General features: G+C 44.0%; 10 protein-coding genes and 3 pseudogenes. 12 read left to right on the forward strand and 1 reads right to left on the reverse strand.

Going from position 1 to position 21,487, the window contains the following annotated elements; all coding sequences use genetic code 11:
* Window positions 1-1,815, reverse strand: coding sequence for a cache domain-containing sensor histidine kinase (locus JCM16418_RS01355; RefSeq protein ID WP_036645404.1), 1,815 nt, complete (start codon window positions 1,813-1,815; stop codon window positions 1-3).
* Between the two features lie 143 nt (window positions 1,816-1,958).
* On the opposite strand from JCM16418_RS01355, the pseudogene JCM16418_RS01360 reads away from it, so the two are divergent.
* The 12 genes and pseudogenes from JCM16418_RS01360 (at window position 1,959) to JCM16418_RS01400 (ending at window position 21,485) form a co-directional block, all read left to right on the forward strand.
* Window positions 1,959-2,907 (forward strand): annotated as a pseudogene (locus tag JCM16418_RS01360) (ABC transporter permease).
* 15 nt (window positions 2,908-2,922) lie between these two features.
* The gene (locus JCM16418_RS01365) at window positions 2,923-3,795 is read left to right on the forward strand and encodes a carbohydrate ABC transporter permease (RefSeq protein ID WP_036645406.1); all 873 of its coding nucleotides are present in this window, start codon (window positions 2,923-2,925) and stop codon (window positions 3,793-3,795) included.
* A gap of 97 nt (window positions 3,796-3,892) precedes the next feature.
* Window positions 3,893-7,237, forward strand: coding sequence for a GH36-type glycosyl hydrolase domain-containing protein (locus tag JCM16418_RS01370; RefSeq protein ID WP_036645408.1), 3,345 nt, complete (start codon window positions 3,893-3,895; stop codon window positions 7,235-7,237).
* Between the two features lie 401 nt (window positions 7,238-7,638).
* Entirely contained in the window at window positions 7,639-8,361 is a 723-nt protein-coding gene (locus JCM16418_RS01375; protein ID WP_036645410.1) for a thioesterase II family protein, read from the forward strand.
* A gap of 73 nt (window positions 8,362-8,434) precedes the next feature.
* A pseudogene (locus JCM16418_RS01380) lies at window positions 8,435-10,221 on the forward strand (AMP-binding protein).
* A 38-nt stretch (window positions 10,222-10,259) separates the two neighbouring features.
* Window positions 10,260-10,997: a hypothetical protein gene (locus tag JCM16418_RS23445; protein WP_158442399.1), complete on the forward strand. Its 738-nt coding sequence runs from the start codon at window positions 10,260-10,262 to the stop codon at window positions 10,995-10,997.
* A complete protein-coding gene (locus JCM16418_RS26200) occupies window positions 10,994-11,581 on the forward strand; it encodes a beta-ketoacyl synthase N-terminal-like domain-containing protein (protein WP_052019965.1) in 588 nt (195 codons plus the stop codon). Before JCM16418_RS23445 ends, JCM16418_RS26200 begins: the two co-directional genes overlap by 4 nt.
* A gap of 11 nt (window positions 11,582-11,592) precedes the next feature.
* Window positions 11,593-12,158 (forward strand): annotated as a pseudogene (locus tag JCM16418_RS26205) (beta-ketoacyl [acyl carrier protein] synthase domain-containing protein); the annotation flags it as partial.
* Between the two features lie 3 nt (window positions 12,159-12,161).
* The gene (locus tag JCM16418_RS25435) at window positions 12,162-14,957 is read left to right on the forward strand and encodes an SDR family NAD(P)-dependent oxidoreductase (protein WP_052019967.1); all 2,796 of its coding nucleotides are present in this window, start codon (window positions 12,162-12,164) and stop codon (window positions 14,955-14,957) included.
* A 63-nt stretch (window positions 14,958-15,020) separates the two neighbouring features.
* Window positions 15,021-20,300 (forward strand): condensation domain-containing protein, encoded by a 5,280-nt coding sequence (locus tag JCM16418_RS23465; RefSeq protein WP_052019968.1) that lies wholly within the window; start codon window positions 15,021-15,023, stop codon window positions 20,298-20,300.
* A 54-nt stretch (window positions 20,301-20,354) separates the two neighbouring features.
* Window positions 20,355-21,212 (forward strand): 3-hydroxyacyl-CoA dehydrogenase family protein, encoded by an 858-nt coding sequence (locus tag JCM16418_RS01395; protein ID WP_036645412.1) that lies wholly within the window; start codon window positions 20,355-20,357, stop codon window positions 21,210-21,212.
* Between the two features lie 30 nt (window positions 21,213-21,242).
* Complete coding sequence (locus JCM16418_RS01400) at window positions 21,243-21,485, forward strand: acyl carrier protein (protein WP_036645414.1); 243 nt, start codon at window positions 21,243-21,245, stop codon at window positions 21,483-21,485.
* The last annotated feature ends 2 nt before the right edge of the window (window positions 21,486-21,487 follow it).

A 21,487-nucleotide genomic window follows, 5' to 3' on the forward strand; every position in this document is an offset into this window, starting at 1 on the left:
TTATTCGTTCTCCTTGTTGTGTGAGTAGCTGATGTGTTCATGATCCGTAGAAATCTCCCAGATCAATTCTGTACGAAGTCCGCCGAGTGGAGATTTTGTGAACAGAAGAGAAGACTTCGCTCCGAATTGATGGACAACTCGTTGATTAGTATTCCAGAGACCGCAGCCCATTTCCTCGCGAAGGGGCTCATTCATTTTCAAATTCAATGCTTCTTCCTCGTCCGGACTAAGCCCAGGTCCATCATCATCAATATATACCTTGCAAAAGCCACTGGAAATCTCGCCGCTGATTCGAATTTCGCCCGACGAATAAGATTTCGAAACCCCGTGAATGACGGAATTCTCCACAATAGGTTGCAGCATTAAGCGAGGTACGATCAGGCTTAGCATGTCCTTAGGAATATCAATATGATAATCAATTCTTCCATTACGCAGCTTTTGAATGTCCAGATAGTTGATAAGTAGTTTAATTTCGTCATCAAGACTTGCCGTGTCACGTTCCATTCGGGTTGTATACCGATAGTAAGCGCTTAAATTATAGGCCATCGAAACAACGGCTTCCTCTTCTTTCATCTGTGCCATGTTAATAATATAACCCAGACAATTATAAAGGAAGTGTGGATTGATTTGAGCCTGTAGCTGCTTCAACGTAGCTTCACGTGCTCGAATTTTTTCATTAAACACATTCTCGATTAAGTCTTGAATTTGATGTGACATATGATTGAAACGCTGAAAGAGAAATGAAAATTCGTTGTGATCCTTGGTATAGAGACGTACAGTATAATCTCCTCGCTCCACGCGCCGCAAACCCTTGACCAATTTTTTGATGGGACTTTGAACGTTTCTATACAGTAAAACGGATGAAGAAATACCAACAACAAATAATAGGCACATCGATAAATAGAATAGATTGCGACTAAAGGATATCGGTCCTAGAATCTTATCTAGCGGAACAACATCGACCAAATCCCAGTCCAAATAAGAAGATTTGACCGAACTCACTAAATAGTTTTTGCCGTCCAATTTCACGACATGCTGAGATGCACTCTCTGGTGAATGCTTATTTAAATAACTCATGAGCTCACTCGATAATTGAATGTTAGCGGTGCGGTTAAGTATAGGAGAATCACCTTTGTGATAAAAGAAGGGATCGCCTTGTCCTCCAGCCTTATACGTATCTAGCATATTCTGAATATTCTCGTAACTGAAGCTAGCTTCAATGACCAAACTGCCCCCTGTCAGCACGCCTTGCTGTGCCAAAGAATCGGTATAGAACCAATAAAAGGACTTTAAGGCGTTGCTAGAGTTTGGATCACCATCACCATAAGTCCATTTTCCACTCATATTTCTTTTTAAATAATTCTCATTGTAGACAGTGGATACATTGCTATTCGAAATGACATCTTTATTCTGCTGTGAATATACAGCATATTTCGTTGGCCATATATCGGTCACACCCGATTGAAGCACCATCTTCTCCTGAATGACATACCTCGTTTGCATCTGGTCATAACGGTCTTCCCATATGTTTAATCCATTGAACTTTCGAACATTTGGATCTCTAGAAAAAACAAGGCTGAAATCCATCATCTGATTAATCCGTGAATCAATTTGACTGGATAAGAAGGTGAGCTGCTTCGCGTTAGACGTCTGGAGCTCCTTGCTTACAACATTAAAGGTGACGTCGTTTGAATACGTATACACGATAATAATGGGTACAAACAGAACGATAATTAAGCAGTTCATTCTGGCAAATAGACTGAATCTGGACCAAACTTCCCTGATGTTAAATAATGAACCTCTCTCTAGACTCATAAATGTCTCCCCCAGACGCATGCCCTAATAAAACACTATTCAAGCCTAACAATGTACTATAGTCAAACTTGAGAAATGCTTGCTACTATTTATAACAGAGAAAAACATAACACACAAAATATTTTTTTGAAGGGGAGAGAGCTATGGAAGTCAGCACGGTGCAGCAGGTGAACCCTGGGGATATCAAACACAAAAAAAGAAAAAAAGGCTATAAGCAGCCGTGGGTGCTCCATTTTATGGTTTTACCAGCGGCTATTCTTGTCTTTATATTTTCTTATATACCGATGACGGGTATTATTATGGCTTTTCAGGATTATAAGCCAGCACTTGGCGTATCCGAATCGCTTGGGTCGGCCTAAAGCATTTTCGATACATGTGGGAAAACGATTATTTCCTGCAAATTACTTGGAATACGCTTTTCTTTGCTTGTTCAAAAATCATTATGAACTTAATTATCCCGTTTATCTTTGCTTTATTGCTCAATGAAGTTCGAAAAATGGGTCTTAAAAGATCGATCCAAACCTTGGTATACTTGCCTCACTTTCTTTCATGGGTAACACTCTCAGGAATCTTGATTGATATGTTGGCTCAAACGGGTCTTGTTAATCAATTCCTTACAGCTGTCTTTGGTATTAAGCCATATTTTTCCTTGGCGATGGTAGCTGGTTCCGCTTCACGATTATTTTCAGTGATGTTTGGAAGGAATTTGGATTTAATATGATTATCTTCCTTGCAGCACTTGCAGGCATTAATCCTTCTCTCTATGAAGCAGCAGAGGTGGATGGAGCGGGGCGCTGGAAGCAAACCATGTACATTACAATTCCATCCCTTATCCCTATCGCAATTGTGATCACCACTCTGGCTTTAGGAAATGTATTAAATGCTAACTTTGACCAAGTGTTTAACTTGTATAGCCCTCTAATTTATCAACAAGGAGATATTATCGACACATTTGTGTATAGAGAAGGTCTTCTGAGCGGACAATTCAGCTTCGCGACCGCAGTCAATTTATTCAAATCCATGATCAGCTTAATTTTAATCGTAATATCTTACCGTCTTGCTTATCGATTTGCAGGCTACAGAATCTTCTAGAAAGGATGATAAGCGATGTACCATAAAACACTACCTTACCGGATATTCAGCATGTTCAATAATGTATTTCTGTTGGTTATCTCCATACTTTGTTTGCTACCTATGTATCATTTACTGATGGTTTCTCTGAGCGCAACGGCCCCGGCGAATGCTGGCTTAGTAACATTCTGGCCAATCGGATTTAATGTGGACGCTTATACGAAGACGTTTCAAAATGTTAACTTCCTTTCATCCTTATGGGTATCGGTACAGCGGACAATTATTGGGACGGGACTTGCTTTGGTTGTAAATGCCGTTGCTGCCTATGCACTTTCTAAAGATACGCATATCTTTCGTGCCCGTAATATCTACCTGTGGTATTTTGTCGTGACGATGCTATTCAGTGGCGGCCTCATTCCTGGATACATTCTTATTCTCAAACTCGGACTCATGAACACGCTATGGGCGCTAATTCTTCCAGGATTGGTTGCTGTATTTAATATTATTTTGCTCTTGAACTTTTTCCGTACGGTGCCAAAAGATCTCGAAGAAGCCTCTTTTATTGATGGTGCAGGTCATTTCCGTACCTTCATTAGTATTTATTTGCCTGTCTCATTACCTGTCATAGCAACGGTTGCTTTATTTATGATGGTAGGTCATTGGAACGCGTATTTTGACGGGATTATCTATATTAGAGATGCTGAGAAATTACCGCTTGCAACATTTATGCAGACGATTATTGTTCAGGCTGACTTGTCGAAGATTGATCCTTCAGCAATTGTCAATAAAACGCAGCGGACACTAAGGGCTTCTCAAATTTTTATTAGTGCGCTGCCTATTCTGCTAGTCTATCCATTCTTACAACGCTTCTTTGTAACAGGTATCGTTGTAGGGGCGGTTAAGGAATAGCCGTCCGTATGTGGAGGCTACACATTGATGTATAAGAAGACGATCATAAATGGGTCATAGAGAACTAACTTTATAGATAGACAGGAGTAGAGAAATCATGGTAATGGAGAATAAGAACATGCTTACATTGAACGCTGGAAGTTTAACGTTTAAATTCCTGCCTAGTGGAGATTTATTTCAGGCCAGCTGCGGCACGACGATGATTAATCAATGGCTATCCAATTCAATCGATGGCTCGTTAAACAATATCTATCTTCGCATATACCAAGATTCTGAGATCGTAGCGTACCCACTAATTGGTGTCCGTTCTCAGAGCCGTGTTCGGAGGTTTGATGATCGACTTGTATTTGAGGGTGAAGTGGCTGATGTCCGTTATCAAGTGATGTTCACGCCAACGGAGCAGGGCATTTGGTTCTGGGACGTTAAGGTTGAGGGAATGGACAAACAAATTGATATCATTTATGGACAGGATCTAGGTATCGGTAACGTAGGTGCTATTCGTAGTAACGAAGCCTATATATCCCAGTATATTGACCATAAGGTATTTGAGGATGAGCACCTTGGTTACGTTGTATGTTCACGGCAGAACCAGCCGCAAGGCGAAGCGTTTCCGTACATCCAGCAAGGTTCTTTAACCAAAGCTAGCTCCTATTCAACAGATGGCTTTCAATTCTACGGACTAACCTATAAAGAAACGAATATTCCCGCATGCTTAAACCAAGCAAGCCTAGCAAATGAAGTATATCAATATGAATTCGCCTATACAGCGCTGCAATCGGAACCAACAAAACTAGATGGAGAAGCAAGCTTTGTATTTTACGGCCTGTTTAAGGAAGACCATCCTACTGCGGTTTCATCATTAGAGTTTGGCGAGGAAATGGCGTCGGCTCATCAGGCTATTGATAGCCTTGGATTCGAGGGAGGAGAGCCTCTGAACCCTGTAACTCGATTATCCAGTCTAGGTGATCCGTTACAAACGTTAGATTGTAATATGGAAGAAATCGATCGCTTGTTTCCTAATCGTAAGCAAGAGGAAGTCGAAGGGGACACGCTGCTGTCATTTTTCACAGATCGTTATGAACATGTGGTCCTGAAGGAAAAAGAGCTGAGAGTAGAGCGTCCTCACGGACATATTCTTATGAGCGGTAATAACGTAAAGCTGAACAATCCAGTCATCACAACGACTTCATTTATGTACGGGATCTTTAATGCCCAGCTTGTGGTTGGCAACACCAACTTTAACAAAATGATGAGCAATGCAAGAAATGCACTAAATGTGCCTAAGACATCGGGTCAACGAATTTATGTGGAGATCGAAGGAATATACCGTTTATTGACGATGCCATCCTTGTTCGAAATGGGCTTTAACTATGTACGTTGGTACTATAAAACGCAGCATGACCTTTTGATCATTACGAATTATACAACGGTAGATTCACCAGAGGTTCGACTACATGTTCGTTCGGAACAGGGTAAAGCATATCGTTTTCTGGTAACGAATCAATTGACGATGAATGCGAATGAATATGAACTTCCATATCAAATGGTCAAACAAGGGGAGAGTTTATCGTTCCATGCGGATGCTTCGGCACTTAGTGCTGAATTCTATCCGAAATTGGAGTATCGCCTTCATATATCGGGGACAACGATGACAGTATCTGATGAGCAGAAGCTTATAAGTCATGCTGAGACAGGGGATGCGTCGCTACTTGTCTTAGAACTTGAACCTAGTAGCGAATGGACGATGACGCTGCAGGGGTTGCTGCATGGTGAGGAATTACCAGTAGTAGATAGACCAGTTGAGGCGGAAATCGAACGTTACCGGTCATTCTTAAGTTCTGTGATGAATGGATTTCACTTGTCGGCAGGAGACGGAAATGTAGCAGAGCTGTTTAAAGTCAATGGACTGGCTTGGTGGTACACGCATAATATGCTCGTTCATTATTCGGTACCGCACGGTCTTGAGCAATATAGCGGTGCAGCTTGGGGAACGCGTGATGTCTGCCAGGGACCGATTGAGTATTTTATGGCAACTCATAATTACGATCAGGTACGCGCGATATTATTAATTATATTTTCTCATCAATTTGAAGAAGACGGGAACTGGCCGCAATGGTTTATGTTCGATAAATACTCTAAGATTCAGCAGGAAGAAAGCCATGGCGATATTATTGTGTGGCCACTGAAGGTGCTAGGAGATTATCTGAGCGTTACGCAGGATTATAGCATTCTGAATGAACAGGTTCCTTATACCACTAAGGAGCGTGGATTTGATTTCACGACGGAGACAGCTTCTATATTGGATCATGCGTATAAAGAAATCGAATATATTAAGCATCATTTCCTACACGGTACACACCTCTCTTCCTACGGAGATGGCGACTGGGATGATACGCTTCAGCCGGCGAATGCTCAGTTGAAACAATTTATGGTCAGTAGCTGGACGGTGGCTCTAACCTATCAGACCTTCAATCAGTTCTCCAAAGTCATGGAGAATGTGGATTCCAAGTCCGCAATAGAATTGCGAAATCTTGCGGATGGCATTCAGAAGGATTTCAATGACTATATGCTAGATACCGAGGTCATTCCGGGGTTCTTGTATATGGAGAATCCAGAACAAGTCAAATTAATGGTACATCCAAGCGATACGAATACGGGTATCCATTATCGATTGCTACCGATGACACGAAGCATGATTAGTGAATTATTAACACCTGAACAAGCAGCATCCCATTATGAAATCATTCGTGAGCAATTGTTCTGTCCGGATGGGGTTCGGCTTATGAATCGACCTGCTCCATATGATGGCGGAGTTAGTCATCACTTTAAGCGTGCGGAGCAAGCAGCGAACTTCGGACGTGAAATTGGTCTACAATATGTGCATGCACATATTCGTTATGTGGAGGCTATGGCTAAGCTAGGTAAAGTAGACGAGGTATGGAGTGGGCTTGCGCGGATCAATCCAATCGGAATTCAAGAGATTGTTCCTAATGCCGAGCTTCGTCAAAGTAATGCGTACTTTAGCAGCTCAGATGGCAAATTCAATACGCGTTATGAGGCAGAAGAAAGATTTAATGAGCTTAGAAGTGGCAAGATACAGGTGAAGGGTGGCTGGAAAATTTATTCAAGCGGGCCGGGGATCTATATGAACCAACTGATCTCTAATACACTAGGTATTCGTCAAGAGGCAGGCGACCTTGTTATTGATCCCGTGTTACCACAAAATTTAGATGGACTACAATTTAACTATACTTATGCGGGAGTTCCGGCCCGATTTGTATATCACTTAAATCATGGTGAGGCACGCGTTCGTATAAATGGTCAGGATGTGAAAACGGAAACCACAACGAACCGATACCGTACAGGTGGATTACGTATTTCCCAAGAAGAGTTCGATCGTGTGCGATTAACGGATGCAAACCGAATTGAAATTTATATGTAAGAATACCAATATGACAAAAAGCTCCTTTGTAACTTGAAGACCACTGAAAAACCTGTGATTTAAGAAATAATAATATGAGCTTAAATAGATAAAGGCGAATTCCACTCCATTCTGAGTGAGGATTCGCCTTTATTTTATATATTTTCTTCTGTAGGAGCGATAGCGACCGCCTTTGTCTCCGGATTTCATCCGCTAACAGCGGCCGGAAGTCCAAATGTTTCCCGTAGTGAAATCTGCTCCGAAGAAAGATACCACCCCCGCAACGAACGCAATATTACCGTAATGAAGTTGGCGGAAGCCGTAACCGAAAAGAGGGTTATCCGCAGTTAGTTGTTCGGTGTAAAAAAACAGGGGATACTTTATGATTTTAATAACGAGAAAGAACGAAAGGGGGAGCGCAAGTGAAACCGGTAAAGCTGATTTGTATTCCTTACGCTGGAGGAACGTCCTCTTCTTATATAAGGTGGGCGAAGTATTTACATCCTGGCATTGAAATGATCAATGTGGAGCTGGCGGGAAGAGGGAAACGGTTCGGTGAGCCGTTATATTCAGCTTTTGAAGAGGCTGTGAATGATGTCTTCCTTCAAATAAAAAGGCATATTGAACCGGATGTGGATTATGCGCTGTTTGGCCACAGTATGGGTAGCTGGATTTCATATGAACTATATTACAAGCTGCTAGAGGAAGGATATCCGTTGCCTTTTCATCTATTCTTCTCGGGAAGACGTGCACCGCACTTGGTCAAGAAACCCGATGGTTATTGGAAGCTGCCTGAATCAGAAATGGTAGAACTGCTGCTGCGATATGGTGGAGTGAGCCGCGAATTTATGGAGGATCCGCAGCTACTGGAGCTTATCATGCCGATGGTTCGAGCTGATTTCCGAATTACTGAAGAATATGTATATCAGGATAAAAATATAAAACTTGGATGTGGCGTATCGGTATTTACAGGCCGGAACGATGTCGATATTCCCATTTCTGACATGTACGGCTGGCGAGACCTGTCAGCACAGAGCTGTCAGGTGTACGAATTCGCGGGCAATCATTTCTTCATACATGAATACGCGCAGGAGGTCGTTACGGCGATCCATAAGATTTTGCTAAAAAATATGATGGTATGTTAGAAGGGAGGGCTCCTCAATCATGGAAAGTTTAGTTGAATTACTGCTGAACAATAGAACATTAAGTGGAAAAGGAATGAAGCTGGTTCGGAGCAGACAGGAAGAAAGGTTTGTATCTTATGAAGAGCTCTACGACCGTGCCTTGAAGGTGCTATATCGTCTTCAGTTCTCTGGACTAGCGCAGGGGGATGAGCTGATTCTGCAAATTGATGATGAGGAGCATTTCCTGTACATATTTTGGGCATGTATCGCAGGTGGCATTATTCCTGTTCCAGTGAGCACGGGAGGAAATGATGAGCATCGTCTTAAACTGTATAAAATACATGAAAACTTAGCTAATCCATATCTAGCCATTGAACAACGATGGATGACAAAGCTAGAGGAGAATGAAACGCCAGGGTATAGCCTTTCAGTTTTGGAAACTCGGAGTCTCTATGTTGAGGACTTAGTTGAAGGACTGGATTATCATCTTCCGTATGGAAAACTAGCATCACCAAATCGAGCAGATATGGCATTTATTCAGTTTTCCTCAGGCTCAACAGGCACCCCTAAAGGGTCATGCTGACTCATGATAATCTGTTATGTAATACGGAAGCGATCGCCAATAGGCTTGCCGTAACTCAGCAGGATATTTTCTATAGCTGGATGCCATTAACTCATGATATGGGAATGATTGCATTCCATCTCACCCCGTTTTTATCACAAATCAACCACTCGATTATGTCTACGAATGCACTCATTAAAAGCCCAGCACTATGGATGATCAAAGCTCAAGAGCATGGTGCCACGGTTCTTGGATCGCCTAATTTCGGTTACAAGCTGCTGTTGACCGCATATAAGCCCAAAGTAGCTGAAGGATGGGATCTATCTAAGATCCGGGTCATCCTAAATGGGGCAGAGCCCATCTCGATTGAATTATGTCACAGGTTCGTACAAGAAATGGGAGCCTATGGACTACCCAATACCGCTATATTAAATGCCTATGGCCTTGCGGAAGGTAGTGTGGGTGTCAGCATCAAGAATCCAGATGAGCCGCTTCATGGCATCTGTATTGACCGAAGAATAGTGGGCATAGGTGAACAAATTCAAGAAATAACGGACGAATCACAGCATGCTGTTGTGTTCGCTGAGGTTGGATATCCAATTGATTACGTATCCATTCGTATAAGTAACGAGAAGTCTGAGAAGCTGCCTGAGCGAGTGATAGGCCAGATCCAGATTAAAGGAAGAAGTGTTACGTCCGGTTATTACAGAAATGAAGCCGCGACGAAAAAGGCAGTTCTTCAGGATGGGTGGCTGGATACAGGGGACCTTGGATTTATGAGTGAAGGTAGACTATATGTTACGGGTAGAATGAAGGACATTATTTTTGTGAATGGGAAGAATTATTATCCTCATGATATTGAACGGATTAGTGAGGGCGTAGAGGGCGTTGAGCTTGGCAAGGTTGCTGTCGTCGGTTTGCATAATCGCGAGGAGCAAAGGGAGGACATTGTTGTTTTTGTGCAATATAAGCGGAAGGTCGAGCAATTTGCCGAGATCGTTGTTCAATTAAAGAAAGTCATTAATTTGAAAATTGGGATAGAGCCTGCATTGGTCCTTCCTATAAGAAGCATTCCGAAGACGACAAGCGGGAAGGTCCAACGTTATCAATTAGCTGAAATGCTAGTTAACGGTGAGTTCGATACCTTAATTGCTGAGGTTAATAGCCATGTGGCTAAGCAGACTTCAAGCATTCAGATCGCCGGACCTCGTAATGAAATCGAGCAAGCCTTACTTAAGCTATGGTGTGAATTATTGAATACTGAACGTATTGGAATCCATGACAATTTCTTTGAAATCGGCGGTTCTTCGAGCTGCTAATTCAAATGGTGGATGAGGTTGAACAGCTTTTCCCAGGCATGATTGAAATTACCGATCCGTTTGCCATGCCTACGATTGCTCAGATTGCAAGCTATATCGCTTCTACCCGTCAGGAGACAAGGCTACAGCCGATCACTCTTCCAAAGGCTTATGTGCTTCATCAATCAAGCCTTCAGGCAAAGTCCTCGAATGTTCGTCTAGAATACATCTTTAAGGCTGAAGAACTGAGCCGTTTACACGCGCTCGCACGTCAGCTCGATGTGAATCTGATGAGCGTGGGTGCAACAGCCTTCGCCTATATGCTCTTCTTGATTGGAGCTCCGTCCAACCTTCCACTGTGTCTACATTTACAGAATGATGGGGTACATGAGTATACCTTCAAGTTTGAGAAGGTTAGTGACTTCGCGGAGTATATCGGGCAGGTCAACCAATCTATTAAAACGGATAGTGTATTTCATACCCTAGACCAGCTTCGTCAGCAGCCCGTAACGTTGCAAGAACAAGAACGATTACCCCTCTTCTGTGATGCTAGTCTGTTGTTAGTTCGTAAAGATTGGTTACAGCTTTTCGATCTAGTGGTGCTTGCTGAAGAGAAGGAACAGTATTTCAAGATAATGCTTGAATTTAATCATCATCGGTTGCAGCGTACGGCAATGGAGGAATGGTGGAGTAATTTAATCCGGTTCATGCAGTTCCTGCTTCAACAGGCTAACGGAGAAGAAAAGCATTTAAATGAACAGGTAACGAGCAGCGGTGGAACGGGGGGAAGTCAATGAAACCGATGAATATTGATGTACATCAATTTAAGTTCAATGAACAAGCTCCTGAAATATCTTCCGAAGAAGGAAATGAAGCGGGAGGGCAGGAGGTAGCGATTATTGGGATTTCAGTGCGGCTACCCGGCTCGGATAACTGGAGACAGTTTTGGGACCATATCGAGGCAGGAGTGGATTCAACCAATTCCTTTCCAGAGCAGCGGCGGGCTTTCACAGATGAGTTTCTGCAATGGACAGGTAAGCGTGCGGAAGATCAATCGTATATGCCAGGCGCATATTTGGAGCATATTGATCAATTTGATGCAAAATTCTTCCGTATGCTGCCTACTGAAGCCAGTCTAACCAGCCCTGATCAAAGGCTTTTACTGGAGTCAGCATGGGAAGCTCTTGAGGATGCCGGATATGGTGGAACGAAGCTTAGCGGCAGTACGACAGGAGTGTATATCGGATATGTTGGGGATTTGGGGGGCTACAATTATCGTCAAATGATCGATGAATGGGTAGACCCACAGCATAAACCAGCTTCAATTGCTGCAATTTGTCTGGGATTATCGCAAGTCGGATATCCTATTTTCTTGATCTGAAAGGGCCGGCATTGATTATCGATACGGCTTGCTCCTCCTCACTGGTGGCGGTGCATACGGCATGTCAGGCGCTGAGAAAAGGGGATTGTGAGCTTGCGATTGCTGGAGGAATACGCCTAAACTTACTCCCTCTGGACCATGCAGAGGACAAAGTAGGCATGGAGTCTTCGGATGGAAAAACACGCACATTTGATGTTCAGTCGGATGGTGCAGCTATGGGAGAAGGTGTCGTAACGGTTCTGCTTAAGCCTGTAGCTCAAGCATTGCAGGACAGAGATCACATCTATGCAGTGATTAAAGGGTCTGCCGTTAATCAGGATGGTCGTTCTATTGGGATTACAGCCCCAAACATGCAGGCACAAGCAGATCTATATATCCAAGCATGGCAGGATGCAAACATTGATCCACTTACGATATCGTATATTGAGGCTCACGGAACGGCACAGTCATTGGAGATCCGATTGAGATTGAGGGGTTAAAGAAAGCTTTTGGACGGATTACGGGCAAGAAGCAGTTCTGCGCGATCGGGTCGCTAAAATCGAATACGGGTCACTCCTATCAGACTGCAGGCATCGCAGGAATGGTGAAGGCTGCACTTGCGCTTAAGCAAGGCATCATTCCTCCAACGCTTCATTTCAACGGTCCAAATAAGAAGATTCGATTTACAGACTCTCCAGTGTACGTAAACACCACTCCGCGAAAATGGAATCTTGGTCATTCGCCGCACAGATGCGGTGTAAGCTCCTTCGGTTTTAGTGGTACGAATTGTCATCTCATATTGGAGGAAGCACCCATTCGTATTACTACGGGTGAAGTGCCTGAGGTTAGAACGGAGCCATATCTACTAACTCTGTCGGCAGGCAGTGAGAGCGGGCTGCATCGGCTCATCCACGAATATGAAGATTATTTACAGGGTAATCCCTCGCTTACGTTGGAGGAATTATGTTACACCGCTAATACCGGCAGGGGACATTACCGCTTCCGTCTTGCGCTTCTGGTCCATGAGCTATCAGAGCTGAAAAGCCTTCTAAGCACTTTAGGGAGGAATGGGATTCAGGGAGATGATATTCATGTGTTCTGCAAGAATGAAGATGGACTTATTCCGTATGGAGCAGAAGCTAATCTTACTGAACAAGCAGAGAAACTGGTAGAGGAGCTAACCTTCTTAAGTCATTCAAAACATGCGGAATGGAGTAGATTATGCCAGCTGTATGTAAATGGAGCTTCAATCGATTTTGACCAGTTGTATAAAAGACACAGTATTCATCGGGTTCCGCTTCCAACGTATCCTTTCGAGCGGGATGTCCATTGGCTGAACGATCCGGCCATACGCCAACGTACGAGGTTGCAAACGGCATTTCCAATGGAAAGTAAGACAGGTGACAACAAAGATGAAGCAGCGGGTGGGCAAGGTAGTGAGCCGCTTAGCAATCAGCTCTACTACAAGATTAATTGGGAGACGATGCCGAAGACAAAGCGTGATTCTTCGCAGCTGATGGGTAAAGTACTCGTGTTATCCAACGGAAATCCGATGGCGGAACTCATTATAGAAAGACTGCGCAATAAGGGAGAATCTGTAGTTATAGCAAGGTTTGGTCATCACTTTGAGCAGACAGGAGCAGATAGCTGCATCGTGAACGGTAGTGAAGATGATTTCGATCAGCTGCTGCATTGGATAGGAGCAGGTGAGATCAGCCGTGTGATTCATATGGCCAGTCCTTCTAACTTGATAGGAGAAAGATCAAATCTTTCATGGGAGCAATTCGAACAAAGCCAAGCCCAGGGGACTTACAGCTTGCTTTTCCTCGTACGTTCACTAATCCATGCAGGGTGTCAGCAGCGGATAGATATTTCTTTGATTGCAGACCATGTACATCACGTCAATGGTGATGAACCGGGACTGAACCCTGAGGCAGGCGCATTGTTTGGACTTGGTAAAGTGGTACATACGGAATACGATAACCTGCGATGCCGGGCCATTGATATGGATGCAGCAACAGGGCCTGATGATATTTTAGAAGAGCTATATTTGGAAAGAGAGTACTATAATGTTGCATTTCGATCAGGAAACAAGTACATGGAGCGCTTCTCCAAGGCAGAGTTGTCTGATTATGCTGAAATGCCGGTGAAGGTTAAGGATGAAGGAGCTTATATCATTACAGGGGGAACGGGTGCGCTAGGACTTGAGGCTGCTAAGTATTTAGTAGAGCGTGGAGCAGCACATATTGCTCTCGTAAGCCGGGCACCGCTTCCTGTTCGTGAGGATTGGAATAGCCTACTTGAAGGGGAGGATCACAATCTAACCGCCAAGTTGAGAGGGGTTATGGAATTAGAGGCTAAAGGGGCAGTTGTCTCCTGTTATTCAGCGAATGTCTCTGACATTCATGCCATGAATGTAGTCATGCAGGATATACGAAGCCAGTATGGCTTGATTTATGGAATTGTTCATAGCGCGGGGGTTGCCGGAGATGGCTTCTTAATCAATAAGTCGCTTGATGTCTTTAACGAAGTATATTTACCCAAAGTGTACGGAACATGGATTCTAGATCATCTTACGCAAGGAGATCCGCTTGATTTCTTCATTCTCTACTCATCAGGAGCTTCATTGATCGGTGAAGCGGGTCAAGGAGATTATTGTGCCGCCAATTCCTATTTGGATGCTTTTGCAGCTTATCGAAGTGCAAGAGGGCAGCGGACTCAGACAATCAATTGGGTGAAATGGAGAGACATTGGTCTAGCTGTAAACAAGGGATCGAATCACGATGGACTTTACAAGCTACTAGCAACTGAAATAGCTATGAAGGCATTGGATGAAATCCTTCACCGCGACATTACACAGATTATGGTTGGACAAATGAATTTGGAAAGCCAGTACCTCAGTATGATGGAGCTTTTCCCGTTCAAGCTTGCACCCGAAATTGAGGCTGTGGTTAAGAGGTCTGTGAGCGAGCAGTCCAGGATACTTGAATCCAATGGTAGCGAGAAGAACATATCTGTGACCATCCAAATGTCAGGACGTGAAGGCTCAAGTTATTCGGAAGTGGAAATGACACTCGCCACGGTATATCAGGAGGTGCTTGGGTTCAAGGAAATTAATGTGTTTGATAATTTCTTTGAGCTTGGAGGGAATTCCATCATGCTGAACCTGATGTACGCAAGGCTGCAAAAATTATATCCGGGCCAGCTAAAGCTGACAGATCTGTTTACGTATACCTCAATCTCACGGCTTGCTGAATATTTGACCAATAACAATAATTCATCTAACAGAGTGTTGTCAAAATCAAATGAAGATGAAAAACCAGATATCTCTAAGTTGCTTGATGAGATGCAAAGTGGTAAATGGAGCATCGATCAAATGATGGAATTCATGAAGTAGCAGGATGGATGACGCATGATGCAAGGAAAGGATCATCCATAAATCAAGAACAGGTGGTGAGTCATGGAAAAGGTAATGAAGTCGATCTTGGAGCATACAGCCAGCGGAAGGATGGATAAACAGGCAGCTTTAGAGGTGCTGGAGCTTCTTCGTAGCAAAGGTCAGGAGCCAGAAGAACCCATTGCTATTATTGGAGTGGCGTCCCGATTACCAGGATCAGATGACTCCGAGCAATTCTGGAATCTCATCCAAAGCGGTACCGATGCCATCCGTCAGTTTCCGGATGAGCGGGCGGTAGACATACGGGATTATCTAAGGTTTAAAGGCACGCCGGATGAACACATTGCTTTTGGTGAGGGTGCATTTCTCGAGGATATTGATAAGTTCGATTACCCCTTCTTCCGATTGTCGCCCAAAGAGGCAAGTCTTATGGACCCCAATCAACGATTGTTTATGCAGGTGGGATATCATGCGCTGGAGGATGCCGGTTATGGAGGGGATCGCTTAACGGGATCGCGTACGGGTGTATACACAGGATTCTCCGACACCATTAAGGATAAATATCAGCAAATGATTGTCGACGTTGATCCTGCTTCTGTTCCCATTTCTATAGCAGCTAATCTTGCCGCGATGATTCCGACTAGGTTGTCCTACTTGCTAGATTTGAAGGGGCCAACGGTTCTAATCGACACGGCATGTTCTTCCGGGCTTGTGACCGTACATATGGCGTGTCAAGGCATCCGGCAAGGCGATTGTGACATGGCTGTTGCTGGAGCTGTAAAAATCCACACTGTTCCGATCGTTACGGATGTGTTTACGACAGGGGTGGAATCCTCGGATTATCGAACACGGACATTCGATGAACATGCTGATGGTGCTGGGATCGGCGAAGGCTGCGTTGCGGTTGTCCTAAAATCACTAAAACAAGCCGTTCAGGATGGGGACCAGATTTATGCAGTTATCAAAGGGAGTGCACTAAATCAAGATGGGACATCGATGGGCATTACAGCTCCTAATCCAGAGGCTCAGACCGATGTCATCACGCGTGCTTGGGAGAAGGCAGGGGTTGATCCTGAATCGATCTCCTATATTGAAACACATGGCACAGGCACTGAGCTTGGCGATGTTCTAGAGATGGAAGGACTGAAGAATGCCTTTGCTCGCTTCACGGATAAAAAGAACTTCTGCGCCATTGGCTCTGTGAAACCAAATATCGGACATTTGTATGAATGCGCCGGTATGGCTAATTTGCTCAAGGCTGTTCTTGCATTGAAATATAAGGAGCTTCCGCCAACGATTCATTTCGGGCAGCCCAATCGCAAAATCGACTTTATTGATTCGCCGATTTATATCAATGCGAAGCTTCGAGAGTGGAAGAGTCAAGAGAAGCGGCGCTGCGGAGTGAGCTCTTTCGGATTTAGCGGTACGAATTGCCATTTGATTCTGGAAGAGGCGCCAACACAGCGTGAAGAGAGAATGCCAAAACCAGTACCAGAAAACATTCAACCCTTTGTCCTGACTCTATCCGCAAAAACGAAGTCAGCTCTAAATGAATTGACATTAAAGTATGTGGAATGGCTGTCAGTTGAGGGAGAAATAGATCTACATGACCTTTGCTTTACAGCAAACAACGGAAGAGGACATTTCGAACATCGCTTGGCCTTTGTGTTTAAGGATGCAGTGGAGCTTAAACAGCAGCTAGAGATTTTTAGATCATTGAAGGGATCTTGGCAATTTGACCGACTACCGAAGGGGGTCCAATATGGAGCCCACCGAATCTCGGGTCAACAGCAATTGAACACCCAGCAGTCTGGTGATTTGACTGAAGGTGAACGTAGACAGAAGTCGGCTGAAGCTAATACTCAGCTCCATGAATGGCTTAAGCAGCAAGATTGGACAACTGAACATGCTGAGAAATTGGGAAATGACTATGTAAGCGGAGCCCGGATTAATTGGGAATTACTCTATTCATCCCCAAAGGTTCAGAACTACTCGTTGCCATTATATCCCTTTGAGGGTCATCGTTGCTGGCTGGATATACCGAAGGTGATTTCCCAGCCGAGCTATAGCGCAAGGGATGCGATGCATTATCAATTGGGCTGGGTAGCTGCTCCTAAGCTTGAGTCCATCGGCTCACTCATTTCAATAGAATCCCAAGCAGTACTCATTCTAAAAAGCGCCCAAGATCTGGGGTGGGGTAAGCGAATCTCGGATGGTTTCAGGGATAAAGGTTATCCTGTGATTGAAGTACAGCTAGGTAGCTCTACTGCTTTTATCCATCATGGTCAGCATGTGGATATGCAAGGTTGCCAGGAGGATTTTGATCAATTATTCACTGATCTGAAGGGACGTTATCACCTTGAACATATCGTCTACGTTGGTGCAAATGCTCCGCTAGAGACGAAGGGTGAGCAGGGAGAAGCTTCAACAGATGAGATATATCTATTCCGCGCTGTTAAAGCACTGCAATCAGACTACAGCGAACGCTCGCTGAAGCTATCACTCCTTACCAATCAAGCATTCGTTGTTGACGATAAGGAAGTATCCATTCATGCGGAGCGTGCAGTCATGACTGGTCTTGGCAAAGCCATTGCCAAGGAGAACCCTGATTGGCTATGTAAAGCTATGGACACAGATGATGATGCAGATGTAGAAGCAGTATTGGAAGAATTATTACATGTTGATAAGGAATATCAGATTGCTATTAGGCAAGGACAACGGTATGCGCTAGAATTGCAGCCGATGGATCCAAGTAGACTCAAAGACGATCCTTTAGTGATTAGGGAAGGCGGCATCTATATCATCACTGGAGGTCTAGGTGATATCGGACTGGAGATGGCTAAGTATCTGGCTTCACGTCAGAACGTTAATCTCGCGTTGATTAGTCGAACTGCTTTTCCAAATCGCGAACAATGGCCGCAAATTCTAGAAGAAGGAACCGACACTCATGATCTTCGCAGCAGAATTGAAGAGGTCATGGCAATCGAGGCGCTTGGCTCTAAGGTGTATTGTTATGCAGGTGATGTATCTGATGTGGTAGCGATGGAGCAAATCATAACCGCGATTAGAGACCAGGATAAATCGAATGCAGGTATATGTGGTGTCATACATGCCGCGGGCGTGCCGGGAAATCAAATGCTGAATGAACAGCAGGAAACAGAGTTTAAACGTGTATTATCTCCGAAAGTAGAAGGAACGATGGTACTGGATCAATTACTTCATGGTGAGGCATTAGATTTCTTTATTCTTTGTTCATCACTAGCAACTTTTTTCCCAGCACCAGGTCAAGGAGATTACATCGCGGCGAATACTTACTTGGATGCTTATGCAGCGATGAAGAGTAAGCAGGGCACTAGAACCATTACGATCAATTGGTCCACTTGGAAGGAACGTGGCATGGCTGTCAAAGCCGGTTTTGCTGTTGATACCTTGATGAGAGCACTTCGGACGGAAGAGGCGATGAGCCAGTTTGATCTAATCGTTAACAAGGACGTCAGTCAAGTGCTGATCGGCTCGCTTGATTTCGATTCTAGATTGATCCGGCTGCTGCCTGAAATGCCATATCGTATGCATGATTCTATTATTTACGAATTGGAGTTAGGGACAAAGAGCCGAGCTAACATTACAGCACAAGCAGGAATGCTATGTTCGACAACAGCAGCAGGTTCATCCATGGGTACGAATTCACGAGCATCTAATGGCGTAGCCCGTGTTGTGCAGCTATCAGGTAGAGAGAATGGAATATACAGCGATGCAGAGCGAATTACAGCTCAGGTATGGGCAGAAACACTTGGCATCTATGATATGAATGTGTACCACAATTACTACGAAATGGGAGGCGATTCAGTACTTGGTATTCGTATCGTAAACACGTTAAATAAACAGCTTCAAATCCGATTGCATCCAGGCGACTTACTAACACGGCTAACGGTTGAACAATTTGGTGCTTTTTTGGAATCCATGATTACCCCCGAATCTAGCAATACCATGGGCATTCCTATTGCATCCATTCAAGAGAGTTATCCGTTATCTTCTGCACAAAATCGAATGTTTGTGGTCGATCGGTTGGAAGGGGCAAGTATCGTTTATAATCATCCACGCTTTCTGTACTTAAAAGGTGAACTCGATGTGCAGCGGTTTACGGATGCCGTTCATACGCTTGTGATGCGACATGAGGCGTTCCGCACTACCTTTGAGCTCACGGACACTGGACCCATGCAGCGGATTGAGCGAGATTCCACATTCTCTATTCCATATTCGGAGGGTACAGAAGCGGAATTACCATACAAGATTTCGGCATTTATTCGTCCCTTTGATTTAAGCCGTACACCGCTACTACGTATTGAGCTCGTCAAGCTAACGCATAACAAGCATTTTCTTCTATTTGATATGCATCATATGATCTGCGATGGGGTGTCGCTGGACACGTTTCTTGCAGAGCTATCGCTTCTATACGCTGGGAAGCTACTACCTTCCTTATCCATTCAGTATAAGGATTACGCAGTCTGGCAGAACAATAGGCTTGCCGAAGATGCGTATCAAAGAGAAAAAACTTTTTGGAGTAAGGAATTTGAAGATGGTGTTCCTATTCTGCAATTGCTCACGGATTATCCACGAATTAGTAGGAAGAGCACAGAAGGGGAGCAACTATCGTTTATGGTGGAAGCTGCTGTTGTAAAGGAGCTTGAACAGGTGGCTTCAGATTTGGGAGCTTCATTATATATGGTTCTACTCGCAGCCTTCCATGTTCTGCTCTATAAATACTCAGGACAAGAGGATATTGTAATCGGTTCAGCTGTAATGGGGCGCTCTCATGCAGATGTACAGTCGGTTTTCGGCGTGTTTATCAATATGTTACCTCTGCGAAACCATGTGGAGCCTTCTTCAACCGTTGGGCAATTTATCGGAAAGGTACGAGATCATACAATAAGAGCCTTTGATCATCAGGATCTGCCTTTTGAAATCATCGTCGAACAGACCTCTACCCATCGGGACCTTAGCCGTCATCCGATGTTCGATGTCTCGTTTATATTGCAAAATACCGGATCCAAACGAATGGACATGGACGGGGTGGATGTATCAGAATACCCGCACCATGCCGGTGTATCTAAACTGGATGTAGCGCTTGAAGGTATTTTGCAAGAGGAAGGAATGCTCTTTCATTTGGAATATAGCAGTGCTCTCTTCAAACAACACACGATGGAGCAGTGGGCTGACGATTATGCAGAGCTATTAAGATCTTTACCATCTGTCCTATCCTCGTCGATCCAACAGCTTGAATTAGAAAGTGAAAGACAAGGAAACTTTTTCGGTACTGAAACCGAGCTGGAGTTTGAATTTTGACCAAGCGGCGGCCAATGAGCCACATGCAGAAAATAATAAAGGAGAGTAGATGAAATGATTAAAGTCGTAGGTGTCATCGGTGCAGGAGTCATGGGCATCGGGGTATCACAGAGTTTGGCACAAGGCGGTTTTCAGGTCAAGATGATCGATGTCTCTGAGGCTGCATTAACGAAAGCCAAGGAGGAAATTTATAACAATGTAAGAATGCAGGCATTTTTTGATAAAACGCTTGCCCCTGATGCTCCTGAAAAAGTATTAGAGTCTATCGAATTTTCTACGGATTATGATCTGCTGCATGATGCTGATTTTGTTGTCGAGAATGCGACTGAGAAATGGGAGATTAAGAAGGAGATTTATCCTAAGCTAGATGCAATTTGCCCAGAGCACTGTGTGTTCGCAGTGAATACCTCCTGTATTTCAATTACTCGAATCGGAGCATTGACGAAGCGTGCAGATCGTATTCTTGGAATGCACTTTATGAACCCCGTACCACTGAAACCTATGGTTGAAGCGATAAGGGGACACTACACCACTGAAGAAACCATACAAACCGCAAGGGATCTGCTGCATGCCATGAACAAGGAATGCATCGTCGTCAATGACATGCCAGGCTTTGTATCCAACCGGGTACTGATGCTCACAATTAATGAAGCAATCTTTCTCATTCAGGATCAGGTGTCTACAGCTGAAGATGTGGATACGTTATTCAAGACTTGCTTCGGTCACAAGAGTGGTCCGCTGGAGACGGGTGATCTTATCGGGCTGGACACGATCCTGTATTCCATTGAGGCTTTGTATGAAGCGTATAACGATAGTAAATATCGTCCGTGTCCATTGCTGAAGAAAATGGTGGATGCGGGTTACCTCGGAAGAAAAAGCGGCAAAGGATTTTACGAATATCAGGTTTCCTAATTTAAATTATAAATAAAGGTGGAATATGAAATGGAAGAGACAAAAGTAAAAGTGAAGGCATTTTTATCCCGATTTTTCAGAAAAAGCGAGATTGCTGATGATGATGATATTTTCGCACTAGGCTTTGTAAATTCATTATTTGCAATGCAGCTCGTGATGTTTTTAGAAAAGGAATTTTCGCTACGTATTCAGCCAGCTGATCTGGATTTTAAAAACTTCCGTTCGATAAATTCTATCGTTGAATTGGTAGAGCGCCTTAAACAACCAGCATAAGA

The sequence above is a fragment of the Paenibacillus pini JCM 16418 genome (assembly GCF_000576305.1).
Taxonomy (GTDB): domain Bacteria; phylum Bacillota; class Bacilli; order Paenibacillales; family Paenibacillaceae; genus Paenibacillus_AQ; species Paenibacillus_AQ pini.